We start from the raw sequence: 14328 nt of genomic DNA, 5'->3' as shown, positions 1-14328 counted from the left end.
TAAAGTCCTCCCTCACGCTAATAATTTCTTTTATCTAAAACACGAACAATTTGCTTTAGTGGCTTTAACTCAGGGACTTGCGGTAAAGAATCAAGTGTTTCTATAGCTTTTTTTAGATAAGCTGTTGCGACATCTTCTGCTTTTTTTGCTCCCGAATTTTTAATTTTTTCAACTAAAGCGGCAATTTCTGCTGCTTGCGTTTCTTCTGTAACTTGGCTGATTCGTTTTTTAAGAAAAGGGTCTTCCATAGCAAAAAATACTGGAAGGGTCACATTTCCTTGCCTTAAATCTTCTCCGGCTGGTTTACCAAGTTCTTTTTCAGTTCCAATAAAATCAAGGACATCATCGGTAATTTGAAACGCCATCCCCACGTAATATCCGAAACGATATAACTTCCTATAATCTGCTTCACTTTGACCTGAAACAATGCCACCAAGACCACAACTAGCAGCTATTAATAATGCTGTTTTTCTTTTGATTCGTCGTAAATAATTACGAACACTTTGGTCAAAGTTATATTTGTCTTTTAGCTGTTCGATTTCCCCAGTAGATAACTCCACTGTTACATGGGATAGCATTTTATGGGCGGCAACCTCTTTAATTTCCGTCATGTACTCTAATGACTTAGCAAACAAAAAGTCCCCAGTATACATCGCAATGTGATTGCCCCACTTGGATTTAATTGTCTCACGCCCACGCCTCAAATCAGCATCATCTACCACGTCATCATGAACAATCGATGCCATATGAATTAATTCAATCGCCACGCCCGCATTTTTCACTGCTTCAAAATTTGTCTCAGGAGCAAGTCTTGCAGATAAACAAACAAACATCGGTCTAATTCTTTTACCACCAGCTTCTAACAAATGAAGGGACGCATCAGAAGTTGTTTCAGCAGCTGCATTACTAAGAGCTTTTTTCAATTCTTTTTCAACTAAGTCAATGTCTTTTTGCATATTTGGGTATAAAAAGTTAAGTTTCATGCTTGCCACCTTATTGCTCCTTCTTTTTAAATCCAAAGTGGGTTGCACTTGCGCCACCACTGTGTGAAATATATCTTACGTATGAAAATCCGGCTTCTTGAAACATTTCCGCAAGTCTTGCCATCCCTGGAAACTCTCGAGTTGATTCTTGTAACCAGCTATATTCTTTATAACTTTTTGCAAAAAATTTACCAAAAACAGGCATGACATATCGGAAATAAGCATTAAATACTTGTTTCCACCCTGGAATATTGGGTTGCGAAGTATCAATACACGCAAGTTGTCCACCTGGTTTTAACACCCGGTACATTTCACGAAGAACTTGCATATAATCTGGTACATTTCTAAGCCCAAAACCAATTGTCACATAATCAAAACTATTATCTGGAAAAGGTAATTCCATTGCATTACCGTGAATAAGTTCTACATTATGCAAGTCCGCTTCTTTTATTTTTTCACGGCCAACTTTTAGCATATTTTCGCTAAAATCAAGCCCCGTTACATGACCTTCTGGACCAATTTCTTCCGCCATCATAATTGACCAATCTGCTGTTCCACAACAAACATCAAGAACATTTGTCCCTTTTTGAACACGCATTAGCTTCATCGTTTCTTTGCGCCATTTCACATGTAGTTTAAAACTAATAACACTATTCATTCGGTCATAACTTGGGGAAATTTTCTCAAATACTTTATGTACTTTTTCTTCTTTAGTTTCCGTCATATCCCGAATCTCCTTCTATTTATCAGTCGTTAATAATCTCAGTAATTCTTTTTTCAAGTATAGTAGAAAGTGGTTCAGACTCATTTTTAAGTCGTTTAACTTCCATCTTTACATCACGAATAATGGCTATTAACCAACTCTCAAAACTAGTTATGGCTTCTTTCGCAAAATATCCATGTTCAAAAGCACGCTTCAACCTAGATGCACCAATTTCTCGATAAGTGGCAAGCTCCATTTGTAACCTTTTAAGTAAAAAGAACTGACAGCCTAAAGCGATAAATGTTTCATCTTTCATAAAATACTTTGCAAACTTAGCAAAAATCGCCGCATTAGTCAAAGCAAGTTGTGTGAGATATTCTTCATCTGTCGCTACATGTAATTGGTAAATATTAGTCTTTGCAGTATTTGTTTCTTGAACACCGCTTTGCAAGGCTCTAAGTAAGGGAATCATTTCTAATTCCGCAAGGGTCTGGTAATAGAGAGCACTGTAAAAATCACCAGCTAATACGGTCAACTCTTGTTCTTTTCGAGTTAGCTGTACAATATCGCCTGGTTCATCGATTTTTTCATGTGTGTCATGAGCTAATATCATGTAAAGAGTTGCACTAACTACGCGATACGCAGAAGCATCCGCCAAATCAGATCCGGAAATCGCTTCATGAAGAAACAGCATTTGATCTTTGTCCATTTGCACGCCCTCATTATTCTCTTGTAAATATTGATAGACTGCTTGCTCATGTACCAACTGCTCCACTTCCTTTAGCCCAGCCTTCTTCGCCTGATAAGTCATTTAACATTCCCCTTTGAATCTCCTTATTATGTAAAATAAATTATACCATAAGGATATTTAATTATGCTTAATTAAAGCCAAAACTTCGCTTCTAAGCTTATCGTCATTTTTAAAAGCGCCTCGTACTGCACTTGTAATTGTTTTAGTTCCTGGTTTGTTCACACCACGGATAGTCATGCACATATGCTCTGCTTCCATTATCACCATAACTCCCAGCGGTTTTAATTTATCCATCATAATTTCTGCAACAGTTGTAGTAATACGCTCTTGAAGTTGTGGACGACGACTCACATCATCCACTACACGAGCAAGTTTACTAAGCCCTGCAACTCTTCCGTTTTGAGGTAAATAAGCCACATGAGCTACGCCAAAAAAAGGAACAAGATGATGTTCGCACATAGACGAAAAGCGAATGTCTTTAACAAGTACTAATTCTTCATGTTGTTCTTCAAAAATAGTATCGAAATGAACAGAAGGATCTTTTTTCAGTCCAGCAAAAACTTCTTCATACATACGAGCGACTCGCATTGGTGTATCAATAAGTCCTTCACGATCTGGATTTTCTCCTACTGCTTCTAAAATAACTTTTATCGCATCAGCAATTTTTTGTTTGTCTATTTGCTCCATCCTTAATTCCCCTATCTTTTTAGCATTATATACCTTGTATATCTTAACACAGCCGAACTTCAAGGTAAATTTAATTTGCTTAAATAAGAGATAATAATAGTGATTTACTATTTTATTCCCTATTTCATCCTTAAATAACCAAAAAAAAACTAGCCTAGCTTAATTATAAAATTAAGGCTAGACTAGAGTTAGTGCTTAAAAAGTCTATGTAACTTATTTAACAGCTTCTTTAAGCGCTTTACCAGGTTTGAATGCTGGTACTTTACTTGCAGGGATGTCGATTTCTTCTTTCGTACGAGGGTTACGGCCTTTACGGGCAGCACGTTCACGTACTTCAAAGTTACCAAATCCGATTAATTGAACTTTTTCACCTTTAGATAAAGAAGTTTGAATAGTTTCGAATACAGCTTCAACTGCTTTCGCTGCGTCTTTTTTAGAAAGATCAGCTAATTCAGCAACACTGTTTACTAAATCAGTTTTATTTGCCATTGTGTTTTTCACCTCCTTCACAGAATACTACAAAATAAGCAGGTATAAGATGGTACCTGTATTTCTCTTTTTTTCCAAAAATAAAATTAATTTTTGGAAATCTAAGGAGAATCATGACTGAAATGGCTTAACTACAAGCCTTAACAGTAATTCTGATAAAAGATTATCACATAATCCCAGCAACTGCAAGGAATAATGCCAAACTGACACTGTTTCTTAACATTTTCAATCATATATTTTTGCTCTAGTGGCTTGAAAACGTGATAGTATCAACCTGTTAACCATAATACTAACTTGGAAACCTTAGAATAGCAAGCGATACCACCATAATTAGCTAAAATAGTTCTTTTTTCATAAAAATAGAAGCAAATTCAGAGCCATTACCTGACAACTCTAGGTTTCTGAGCCTAGTTTTATTCTAACAATTGTTGTTGGATTAAGGCTTTTTCTTTTGCAGTTATTCCGATTCCTTTTTCCAAATAGTTATCAACCGAACCAAATTGTTTTTTCATTTCGTCAAAGGCTATTTCCAAATATTCGGGACGGGCTTCTGCCATCGGTCGAAAAGCTTCTAAATCGATTTTTTCATTTCCATTCGAAAAAAGCGAGACAATCCCACCCATTTCTTGTAGAATGTTATCCTGATAACGATTAGTGATTGCATAATCGTCAAAAATCGTTTTTTCCGGTACATCTAGTAACGTTAATAAAAGTGCGGCTAAGACCCCTGTACGGTCTTTTCCAGCGGTGCAATGAAAAACAAATGGCAAACCTGCTTTAGCATCTGTTAAAATTTCGCTAAAAATTTCTTTAAAACCGTCTACCGATTGTACAAAAACACGATAGCTTTCCCCCATTAAAGGTTCATAAATCGCTTTGTCTTCTGATACAGGAAGCGTCGTTTTTTCATTTTTTGCTGTACCAATAGGAATATGCTTATTAAGAACTCCTTCTATTTCCGGGGTCGGTTGTGCCTTTACTTCAGAGCTACTTCGCAAATCACAAATCCATTTAATATGTAATTTTTGGAGCAATATAACATCTGCTTGGTTTATATTTACTAAATTGGAAGAACGATATAATTTACCCCACTTTACATGTTTTCCTTGTTTCGTTTCATAACCGCCCATATCTCGAAAGTTAAAGACGCTTTCGAGTGGTAATATCCGTTCAGTAATAACTCTTTTATCTCCAGTTGGGGCCTGTAAAATGAAATAAATTGGAACATCTTTTGTTTCAACAGTATAATGATTGGTGGTACTGAACACTTCAAAAACAGGTTCACTATTTGCTTCAAGTATAGGACTACTACTTACAAAAACTAAAGTCCCTTCGCTGACTTCTTCTTTTTCCCATGTCAATGTGACAGCTTTATCTGTACGAGTAACTTCCATATCTCCACCTACTTTTTCGAATTTAATTCTTCCACTTCATTTTAGCATAGTTCATAAAAAAAGAACCAAAATAAGCGAATAGCTTACCTTGGTTCCTTCTACTAAAATGATTCTTTTTCGATTTTCTTTTTACGACCCATTAATAAATCAACGGCTTCACGAGCATCTTTATTTTCAAATAAAATCGCATAAATCGATTCGGTAATCGGCATGTCAATATCTAGTTTTTTTGCCCAGCCATGTACTGCTTTGGCTGTTCGAACACCTTCAACGACCATACCCATTTTTTCTAAAACTTCATCTAGATTCTCGCCTTTACCGAGCATGTTTCCAGCTCGCCAATTACGTGAATGCACACTTGTACAAGTAACGATTAAGTCACCAATACCAGTTAGCCCGTAAAAGGTTTGTGGATTAGAGCCCACAGCAACACCGAGACGAGTGATTTCTGCCATTCCGCGCGTCATTAGTGCCGCTTTAGCATTATCGCCGTATCCAAGGCCATCAGAAATCCCTGCGCCAAGTGCGATAATATTTTTAAGCGCCCCACCAATTTCTGCCCCAATTACATCATCATTCGTATAAATACGTAAATTGTTATTAATAAAACGATCTTGCACGATTTCTGCCGCTTTCAAATCTTTACAGCTAGCACAAAGCGTCGTTGGGTGACGAAGAGCTACTTCTTCCGCGTGACTAGGACCTGAAAGAACTACAAGTGCTTTACGTTTTGCAGCATCTATTTCCTCTTCAATCACTTCCGACATTCGAAGGTTCGTTTCTGGTTCAATACCTTTACTTACATGCACTAAAATAGTTGGTTCTTTTAATGCTTCATTCAATTGTTTACAAACGATACGCATTGCATTTGTTGGAATAGCAATTACGACAATTTCAGCACCATCAATAGCTTCATCAAGTGATAATGTCGCTTTTACCTCAGTTGGTAAAATAATATCTGGCAAATAGTGACTATTCGTGTGCGATTCGTTAATTTCATTCACAATTTTATCTAAGTTTCCCCAAATAACAGGTTGATGATTATTATCAGCTAGGACAAGCGCAAGACCTGTTCCCCAACTTCCAGCGCCAAGAATAGCTACTTTTTTCTGTGTCATTGTATTTCCCCTCCTGAAAACTTTACTTCCGCTTACGAGCAATTACTCGAATCGGCGTACCATCAAACGGAAATGCTTCTCTAATCCGGTTTTCTAAGAAACGTTCATAAGAGAAATGCATTAGTTCTGGATCATTTACAAATACAACAAATGTTGGTGGTTTAACAGCCACTTGTGTTGTATAGAAGATTTTAAGTCGTTTACCTTTATCCATTGGTGATGGGTTCATTGCAACAGCATCACTAATAACATCATTTAGCATACTGGATTGTACACGCAGTGAATGGTTATCGCTTACTTGGTTAATGAGTGGGAATAGATTGTTTAAGCGTTGTTTTGTTTTAGCAGATACAAAAACAATTGGTGCATAGCTTAAGAATTGGAACTGCTCCCGAATATCTTCTGTCCATACATTGATTGTTTTTTCATCTTTGTTAATGGCATCCCATTTGTTTACAACAATAATAATTGCACGTCCAGCATCATGTGCATATCCAGCGATTCGTTTATCTTGCTCACGAATACCTTCTTCTGCATTGATAACCACAAGAACAACATCGGAGCGTTCAATTGCTCTCATTGCACGTAAAACACTATATTTCTCTGTGCTTTCATACACTTTCCCACGTTTTCTCATACCGGCCGTATCAATCATGACATAATCTTGACCATCAAATGTATAAGTTGTATCAATTGCATCACGAGTTGTGCCCGCAATATCTGAAACAATGACACGGTCTTCTCCAAGAAGTGCATTTAGAATAGAGGATTTACCAACATTTGGTCGACCAATCAAACTAAATTTCACTGTTTCATCTGGATATTCTTCCTCTTCTTCTTTTGGAAAATGAGCACGAACAGCATCAAGCATATCGCCAAGTCCTAGTCCATGTGAACCAGAAATTGGATATGGCTCACCAAAACCAAGAGAATAAAAGTCATAAATTTGATCTCGCATTTCTGGGTTATCTACTTTATTAATCGCTAAAACAATTGGTTTATTAGACCGGTAAAGAATTTTTGCTACTTGTTCGTCTGCATCGGTAACTCCTTCACGACCATTGGTAATAAAAATAATTACGTCCGCTTCATCAATTGCGATTTCCGCTTGTGCCCGAATTTGCTCTAAAAATGGTTCATCGGAAAGATCAATACCACCTGTATCAATAATGTTAAATTCTTTTCCAAGCCATTCCGCTGAATTATATATGCGGTCACGTGTCACACCGGGAACATCTTCCACTATGGAAACACGTTCACCAACGATTCTGTTAAAAATAGTCGATTTGCCAACGTTTGGACGTCCGACAATCGCTACAACTGGTTTTGCCATTATTTCACCTTCTTTTTTCTCGAATCCTATTTATCAAACTTTCTTTAGTTTATCAGTAAAACAGCTTACTGGCAATGAAAAGTTCGATTACAAAAATAAAAAGAGCCTATGGGAACAGTCTCCCTAGACTCTTTTCTAAACAATTATTTTTCGTCGTTTTGAAGACCTTTTAGTTTATCACCAATTAAATCGCTCATTTGGAATCCAGTATTTTCTTCTGGAAGTTCATAATCAGCTTCTTCAACTGGAGCATCTTGCAATTCTTTAATACTTAAAGATAAACGTTTATCAGCTTCATTTACTTCTAATACTTTTACTTCTACTGTTTGACCTTCTGAAAGGACTTCTTGAGGTGTTCCAATATGTTCGTGGGAGATTTGTGAGATATGAACCAAACCTTCTACCCCAGGGAAAATTTCCACAAAAGCTCCAAAAGTGACTAAACGAACTACTTTTCCTTCTAAAACAGAACCAACTGGCGCTTTTTCAGAAATACCATCCCAAGGTCCTGGTAAAGTTGCTTTAATAGAAAGAGAAATACGTTCATTTTCAGGGTCAATCCCGATAACTTTCACTTTCACTTTTTGTCCTTCTTCTAGTGCTTCTTGCGGTGTAGCTATATGTTTATAAGAAATTTGTGAAATATGAACTAGTCCATCTACTCCGCCGATATCCACGAAAGCACCAAAGTTAGCTAAGCGCTGAACAGTACCTTCGATTACATCGCCTTCTTTGATTTCATTTAAAAGGGCTTGCTTTTGACTAGCTTTTTCATTTTCCACCACAGCACGGTGACTTAAAATTACTCGATTGTTTTCTGGTTCAAATTCTACTACTTTGAAAGTAAGGGTTGTACCTTTATAATCTGCAAAATCTTCCACAAAATGATCTTCTACTAAAGAAGCAGGAACAAAAGCACGAACTCCAAGATCAACTACTAACCCGCCTTTAACAACATCACTGACAATTGCTTCGAACACTTCACCAGATTCAAATTTAGCTTTAATATCATCAGATGCTTTTTCTGCATCCACTTTTCTTTTGGATAAAACAAGTACATCATCTTCTACTTTAGTGACAATTAAATCAAGTGTGTCCCCTACGCTTACAACGTCAGAAGCTGTCTCCACATGTATATTGGAAAGTTCACTTATTGGAACGACACCATCAAGTTTGCTATCTGGAATACCAACATAAACTTGTTTATCTTCCACACTCGTAACTGTGCCAGTGACTTTGTCTCCTTCTTCAAAATTTCTAACTTCCACATCAAATAAATCTTCAGACATGTGTAGCCCTCCATTCGTTAGTCGAATTTTAGGAATTTCTAATTCAGAAGCAACTTTTCACGTTCGCTTCATCCGCTTGACTAGTTTTCCTCAATAGGCAATTTTTAATTAAATAAAGAAAAATAACAAATACACCCTCAGTAAAACTTATCTTCCAGCTAGAAAATCCTTTCAAGATACTTTTCACAAAGTAAAAAATCTCTCTTATAACATCCTACAAATCCAGACATTTGTCAAGCTCTTTTAAGGGGGTTAAATTGCCTATAGACCGTGAAATCGCTCACCTTGTTTAGAGTTTCACGGTTAAATTAAAAAAGTGCTACATTTCCATTTAGTTCTGAAAATGTAGCACTTTTCCATTAATTTTGGATTTTTTGTTCAGCAAGTGAAAGAATTTTATTTGCGACTTCATCAATTGACATCGATGTCGTATCTACTTCAATAGCATCGTCTGCTTTTTTTAGCGGAGAATGTTCCCGAGTATAATCTAAGTGATCACGTTCTTCAATTTCTTTCTTTAATTGATTTAAATCGCCTGCAAAGCCTTTAGCCATATTTTCTTTATAACGTCGTTCTGCTCGTTCTTCTACACTGGCTAATAGGAAAATTTTAAGTTCTGCATTTGGAAGCACAGCCGTCCCAATATCACGACCATCCATCACAATTCCGCCTTCTGTCGCAAAAACTTGTTGGCGTTCTTGAAGTGCTTCTCGAATAGCTGGATGTGCAGCAACGATAGAAACATGATTGGTTACTTCTAATGAGCGAATGACATCCGTCACATTTTCTTCATTTATAAATACTTGTTGCACTTCACCTGGCTCGAAACGAATCACTGTTTTTTTTAGTAAAGAATCAATTGCCATTTCGTCTTCATAAGCCACTTTATTTTTTAGCGCGATATAAGTAACTGCCCGGTACATAGCTCCCGTATCAATATAAACAAAACGCAATTTTTTTGCAACAATTTTTGCTACTGTACTTTTACCCGCTGCAGCTGGTCCATCAATTGCGATACATATTTTCTTAGTCATAAAATAAAACTCCTTTTATCTGAAATTGGTTTGATTAATCTCTTCTTGGGACGCTAATAGCACCATTAATTTCATCCGCGCTTTTTTACTATCATAATCTTTCCCTAAAATAACACCACGATTGTATAAATCAAATGTACTGCCTTCGTAATCATATGTAGTATAAACATTTCCTTCTTCCGCACTTGTCGTGATAACAACAGGAATTTTTGCTTCTAAAGCCCGAATAATTGCTGGCATCATTTTAGGAGCAACTTGTCCTCGTCCTACGCCTTCCAAGACAATTCCTGCAACACCAGTATCGATGGCTGCGTCTATAAATAAACTATCTGCACCAAGATAGCATTTGATAACTACTACTTCTGGTAAATCAAGCCGAATATCAAAACACTCATGTTCCAGTGGCTTTTGATAAAGGAATACTTGATCGTTATCTATAATGCCAAGATATCCAAACCCAAATGCGCTAAACCCTTGTATATTTGATGCATGCACTTTTTTTACATAGCGCGCGGCAAAAATACGCTCATTAAAAACTACTACTGTACCAGCTTGTCGTAAATTCACTTCACATGCAGTATAAATAGCATGGCGAATGTTCACGTAGGCATCTGTCCCTGGTTCTTCTGGCGCTCTTTGAGAACCAGTAACTACAATTGGTCTTGTATCCGTTATTGCAAGGTCAAGAAAATAGGCTGTTTCTTCAAGCGAATCTGTACCATGTGTTACAACAATGCCATCATACGTTTCATCCATAAAAATAGATTCTATTAATTGTTTTAAACTAATAAGGTCCGAAAGTGCAATATGCATAGAAGGGAGTTGAAAGGTGGAATAAATATCAATTTGGATTTCTGTGGGTAATTGGCATAATGCAGCTAATTCTTCTCCAGATAATTCCCCTGATGCAAGTTTTCCTGATGCTGTTTTTTTACTTGCAATCGTGCCACCTGTTGTAATAAGTGCTACTTTTGCCATAAATCATTTCCCCCTATCTTTTTCCATTAAAACAAACAAATGAGTCTCGGAAGCGTTTCCCAGACCCATTTAGTGTTGTTATTACTGCGGAATTGTTAAAACTGTACCAACAGGAACATTGTTATCACCAAGTCCGTTAGCTTGTTTGATTTTTTCCACGCCAGCAGCAGCTCCAGCTTGTCCATAGGCAGAACGCGCTATGCTATATAGAGTATCCCCTGCTTTAACTGTATGAGAACCTCCCGCTTTCTTTTGTGCTGCTTCTGTTGCGGCTTTTTCTTTTGCAGCTTTATCAGCAGCAGCTTTTTCTTCTGCGGCCTTTTCTTCTGCCGCTCTTTCTGCGGCAGCTTCTTGTTCTTTCTTAGCGGCTGCGGCTTTAGCAGCTTCATCTTCTTGCGCTTTTTTATCAGCAGCAGCTTTTTCTTCCGCGGCTTTCTTTTCCTCTGCAGCTTTTTTGTCTGCAGCAGCTTTTTCCTCTGCGGCTTTTTTAGCTTTTTCTTTTTCTTCTTTTGTTTTCGTGTTGTCGGAAACATTAACTGTCGATTCCGTTTCTGTTTTCACTTCGTTAGTTGATCCCATATTTTGTACTGTTACAAATACAATTACTATCACGATTGGAATTAATAGGAAAAACACAATTAATAAATTAAGCAGTGGATATCTAAAAATAGTTTTCTTTTTTCCTTTTCTGCTATCAGAACGGGATAGCATCGGCGGTTCATTATTAAATTCGTCTTGTCCTTCAGAATTCATATCATAATCAGCCGGTTCTTCATATTCCCGTTTACTTTTTCTTGTTCTCGCCACTCAAAGTTCCTCCTTTAGTGCTTTCTACTATTATCCTATGCACTATTATTGGCACAGAGAAGTGTTACATAAGATGTTAATAAATGAAATACCTTTGAAATAATTATAACCATAAAAGCAATATACAACAACACTTAAACCGCTTTTTTAGTAGAAAAAACCAATAATCAGTATAATTTAGTACTTCTGGCATATAATTTTTTTCATTTCACACAGATTACTGAACAAAATAATAACAATTTTTTCACTATTAAACAAGTATTTTTTTTACAAAAAATGTGAAATAAGCTACTTTTTGTCAATTTTCGTAACTTATTATCTATTGAAGTAGATAAGATAAGTAATTTTCCCAGGTCAATATTTCTTTTGGACTTGTCTTTTCTTCTTTTTCAAAACTTATGGTAAAAGCACTATCTAAATCACAGCAATTTTCGGGTGTTACTTCTAGAGGGTTTTCTTCAAAATAACGCATTATATAGTTTCTACGGCACGATTCTGAATGTATATATCCAATAAATTGTTGTAAATTAGCTCTTTTCCAGCTTTTTCGATATTCCATTTTAGTCGTTAATTCTGTTGTTGTTAAACCACTTTTTTGGTAATAATCAATAAAGCGTTGTTCTGTTTCTGGGAGTGTTTTAAGCTGTTCTTTTGGTAGATGCATAAGGTTAACATCCGGTATATCTTGGTCTGCTAACTGCATTTGGATAAACTCATCTCCAATAGCATACAGTAAAATAGCAATACTTTCTTTTCCATCACGACCAGCCCTGCCAATTTCCTGCAAATAAGCTTCTATGTCTGCTGGCATATGGTAATGAATAACGAAGCGTATACTCGCCTTGTCTATTCCCATTCCAAATGCACTCGTTGCACAAATAATATCTAACTGTCCGTATACAAATTGTTGCTGAATCACAATTCTATCTTCCGTTTCCATATCGCCATGATAATAAGCAACACTTAAACCAAGTACTTCATTCAACTCTTTTGCAGTATTTTCTGCTAGTTTCTTACTAGAAAAATAAATAATACCAGGTGTTTTTAGCCTGGAAACTAGCTCATATAAACGTTCTTTTTTAGTAAGTTGATTAGAAAATTTTTCTACTTGCAAATAAATATTAGGCCGGTTAACAGAATAAATCACTTGTTCACAATCAGCTAGATGTAGCTGTTTTAATATATCTCCTCTAACTTTTTTGGTTGCAGTAGCTGTAAGTACCATCGAAACTGGAAATTTAGCCTCTTCAATAAACTTCCCAAGCATCAAGTAATCAGGTCGAAAGTCATGTCCCCACTGAGAAATACAATGGGCTTCATCTATAACAAATAAGCTAATCTTTTGTTGTAGAAGCGTATTTTTAACAATTTTATTATTTAACATCTCTGGAGATAAAAATATAAACTTATATAAATGAATATTTGTAATGATTTGCTGTTTTTCTTCTTTCTTTAAAAAACTATTGAGCGCCGCCACACGTTTTTCCCCGTAAGCTCGCATTCTTTCCATCTGATCTTGCATAAGCGATAGTAGCGGAGAGACAATTAATACTAGTCCGTCCATTAGATGTCCCGCTAGCTGATAACAAACGGTTTTTCCAGTGCCAGTCGGTAGCATCGCGAAACAGTTTTTCTTTGCTAATACTTTTTCAATTACTTCTTTTTGTCCCGGACGAAATTCCTCAAAACCAAGATAGGTCTTTAATTCTTGTTCTAAATTCATTGTTCGTCCTCCTTACTGACAACTGCTAAGCGGATTTGATAATAATCCAAATCTGGAAATGCAGCTTTTATGTCCCGAAGTAAATGCCAGTTTCTCGAATTAATTGCTTTGATTAATTCCTCCTCTGGTAAATAAGGAACTTTTGCTTCTTTCAAAGTAGCTCTAATTTCCACAAAATGATCTTGTATCGTACTTGTTTTTAAATTTCGGATCCGTTCAACCATCTCCAAATCCATTCCTTTTCCCCACAATATATAAGTTTTTATAGCTGAAGAAGTTAGGTTCATCAGTTCATTTGGTATTAAACTAGCTAAAAGCGGCCACTCCTCTTCGCTTTCTTTTATGGTAGCAAGCAACCGATGAAGTTCATGTAATACTTCAAAATAAACATCCCACTTCTCCACTTGATATTTAGTAGCAATTTGTTCTGTGGTATAACCCATTAGTTTCCCGCCGGAAAATCGTTCCACTAAAAATTCTGGTCTACTTACAGCTAAGCTATTAAACCACTTGATAAGTTCAATATATAATCTATCAGCAAGGTCATCTTGTTGCTTATTTTGTAACCAAATTTTGATAAATTGCTGTACTTTCTTATCGCGAATAACTGGTAAATAATATTTCTCTGTATGGTGTTTATTACTAACAACTTGAACTGCGAGTCGTAAATGTGCAAAGAAGGCAAAAACTTGTTGTTGAAAAGCAAATCCATGAAAGGAAGGATAACTCTTTTCAAACGAAATACTGGGCTTCTGTTCCACTTTATAGCCATTTTCAGTAACAGTAATTATACCTTGTCGCATTAATTCTTTAAGCCTTGTTTCTAAATACTTTAATTTCAAATTTGGTACTAATCCAAATAAATGCTGCATTTGAAAAAGATGCGCATCCTGAACAGCCTGACCAGTCCTTCTACCAGCCAAAATAGTATGTAAAAATGGCAATTTCCTAGGAGTAATACTCTTTTCTAAAATTGTCACGATATAATTATCAAGCTTATCCAAGACGTTTTCACCACCTTTTTTCTAACATTAATCAT

14 protein-coding genes are annotated in these 14328 nt (G+C 36.3%); all 14 read right to left on the bottom strand.

Annotation, left to right across the window (positions count from 1 at the left end):
• Positions 1 to 17 precede the first annotated feature (17 nt).
• The 14 genes from hepT to HCB38_RS08545 all read right to left on the bottom strand — a co-directional run bounded on the left by hepT (position 18) and on the right by HCB38_RS08545 (position 14293).
• Positions 18 to 983 (bottom strand): heptaprenyl diphosphate synthase component II, encoded by a 966-nt coding sequence (gene hepT, locus HCB38_RS08610; protein WP_185319446.1) that lies wholly within the window; start codon positions 981 to 983, stop codon positions 18 to 20.
• A gap of 10 nt (positions 984 to 993) precedes the next feature.
• Positions 994 to 1707, bottom strand: a complete 714-nt coding sequence (gene menG / locus HCB38_RS08605; RefSeq protein ID WP_185319137.1) for a demethylmenaquinone methyltransferase — start codon at positions 1705 to 1707, stop codon at positions 994 to 996.
• A 22-nt stretch (positions 1708 to 1729) separates the two neighbouring features.
• A complete protein-coding gene (locus HCB38_RS08600; RefSeq protein ID WP_185319138.1) occupies positions 1730 to 2497 on the bottom strand; it encodes a heptaprenyl diphosphate synthase component 1 in 768 nt (255 codons plus the stop codon).
• Positions 2498 to 2554: 57 nt separating this feature from the next.
• Entirely contained in the window at positions 2555 to 3124 is a 570-nt protein-coding gene (gene folE, locus HCB38_RS08595) for a GTP cyclohydrolase I FolE (protein ID WP_185319139.1), read from the bottom strand.
• Positions 3125 to 3337: 213 nt separating this feature from the next.
• Complete coding sequence (gene hbs / locus HCB38_RS08590) at positions 3338 to 3613, bottom strand: non-specific DNA-binding protein Hbs (RefSeq protein ID WP_003720260.1); 276 nt, start codon at positions 3611 to 3613, stop codon at positions 3338 to 3340.
• 413 nt (positions 3614 to 4026) lie between these two features.
• A complete protein-coding gene (locus HCB38_RS08585; protein WP_185607874.1) occupies positions 4027 to 5007 on the bottom strand; it encodes a tyrosine-protein phosphatase in 981 nt (326 codons plus the stop codon).
• A gap of 101 nt (positions 5008 to 5108) precedes the next feature.
• The gene (locus HCB38_RS08580; RefSeq protein WP_185319141.1) at positions 5109 to 6125 is read right to left on the bottom strand and encodes an NAD(P)H-dependent glycerol-3-phosphate dehydrogenase; all 1017 of its coding nucleotides are present in this window, start codon (positions 6123 to 6125) and stop codon (positions 5109 to 5111) included.
• Between the two features lie 22 nt (positions 6126 to 6147).
• Positions 6148 to 7458 (bottom strand): ribosome biogenesis GTPase Der, encoded by a 1311-nt coding sequence (gene der, locus HCB38_RS08575; protein ID WP_003769459.1) that lies wholly within the window; start codon positions 7456 to 7458, stop codon positions 6148 to 6150.
• Positions 7459 to 7601: 143 nt separating this feature from the next.
• The gene (gene rpsA / locus HCB38_RS08570; RefSeq protein ID WP_185319142.1) at positions 7602 to 8747 is read right to left on the bottom strand and encodes a 30S ribosomal protein S1; all 1146 of its coding nucleotides are present in this window, start codon (positions 8745 to 8747) and stop codon (positions 7602 to 7604) included.
• Positions 8748 to 9106: 359 nt separating this feature from the next.
• Positions 9107 to 9781, bottom strand: coding sequence for a (d)CMP kinase (cmk, locus tag HCB38_RS08565; protein WP_185319143.1), 675 nt, complete (start codon positions 9779 to 9781; stop codon positions 9107 to 9109).
• Between the two features lie 15 nt (positions 9782 to 9796).
• Entirely contained in the window at positions 9797 to 10759 is a 963-nt protein-coding gene (locus HCB38_RS08560; RefSeq protein WP_185319144.1) for an asparaginase, read from the bottom strand.
• Positions 10760 to 10840: 81 nt separating this feature from the next.
• Entirely contained in the window at positions 10841 to 11566 is a 726-nt protein-coding gene (locus tag HCB38_RS08555) for a LysM peptidoglycan-binding domain-containing protein (protein WP_185319145.1), read from the bottom strand.
• A gap of 319 nt (positions 11567 to 11885) precedes the next feature.
• Positions 11886 to 13289 carry a RecQ family ATP-dependent DNA helicase gene (locus HCB38_RS08550; protein WP_185638240.1) on the bottom strand — a complete coding sequence of 468 codons (1404 nt, stop codon included), beginning with the start codon at positions 13287 to 13289 and terminating at the stop codon, positions 11886 to 11888.
• On the bottom strand, positions 13286 to 14293 hold the full coding sequence (locus HCB38_RS08545; protein ID WP_185607872.1) for a YpbB family protein: 1008 nt from the start codon (positions 14291 to 14293) through the stop codon (positions 13286 to 13288). The genes HCB38_RS08550 and HCB38_RS08545 overlap by 4 nt, the downstream gene beginning before the upstream one ends.
• Positions 14294 to 14328: the final 35 nt, after the last annotated feature.

Source organism: Listeria farberi (assembly GCF_014229295.1).
GTDB lineage: Bacteria > Bacillota > Bacilli > Lactobacillales > Listeriaceae > Listeria > Listeria farberi.
This window is presented reverse-complemented; position numbering and strand designations above follow the sequence as displayed.

Excerpts from the sequence above, each read along its gene's own strand:
- HCB38_RS08560 (WP_185319144.1), bottom strand. The coding sequence starts at position 10,759 with ATGGCAAAAGTAGCACTTATTACAACAGGTGGCACGATTGCAAGTAAA.
- rpsA (WP_185319142.1), bottom strand. The coding sequence starts at position 8,747 with ATGTCTGAAGATTTATTTGATGTGGAAGTTAGAAATTTTGAAGAAGGA.
- hbs (WP_003720260.1), bottom strand. The coding sequence starts at position 3,613 with ATGGCAAATAAAACTGATTTAGTAAACAGTGTTGCTGAATTAGCTGAT.
- HCB38_RS08600 (WP_185319138.1), bottom strand. The coding sequence starts at position 2,497 with ATGACTTATCAGGCGAAGAAGGCTGGGCTAAAGGAAGTGGAGCAGTTG.
- menG (WP_185319137.1), bottom strand. The coding sequence starts at position 1,707 with ATGACGGAAACTAAAGAAGAAAAAGTACATAAAGTATTTGAGAAAATT.
- folE (WP_185319139.1), bottom strand. The coding sequence starts at position 3,124 with ATGGAGCAAATAGACAAACAAAAAATTGCTGATGCGATAAAAGTTATT.
- HCB38_RS08550 (WP_185638240.1), bottom strand. The coding sequence starts at position 13,289 with ATGAATTTAGAACAAGAATTAAAGACCTATCTTGGTTTTGAGGAATTT.
- HCB38_RS08585 (WP_185607874.1), bottom strand. The coding sequence starts at position 5,007 with ATGGAAGTTACTCGTACAGATAAAGCTGTCACATTGACATGGGAAAAA.
- der (WP_003769459.1), bottom strand. The coding sequence starts at position 7,458 with ATGGCAAAACCAGTTGTAGCGATTGTCGGACGTCCAAACGTTGGCAAA.
- cmk (WP_185319143.1), bottom strand. The coding sequence starts at position 9,781 with ATGACTAAGAAAATATGTATCGCAATTGATGGACCAGCTGCAGCGGGT.
- hepT (WP_185319446.1), bottom strand. The coding sequence starts at position 983 with ATGAAACTTAACTTTTTATACCCAAATATGCAAAAAGACATTGACTTA.
- HCB38_RS08580 (WP_185319141.1), bottom strand. The coding sequence starts at position 6,125 with ATGACACAGAAAAAAGTAGCTATTCTTGGCGCTGGAAGTTGGGGAACA.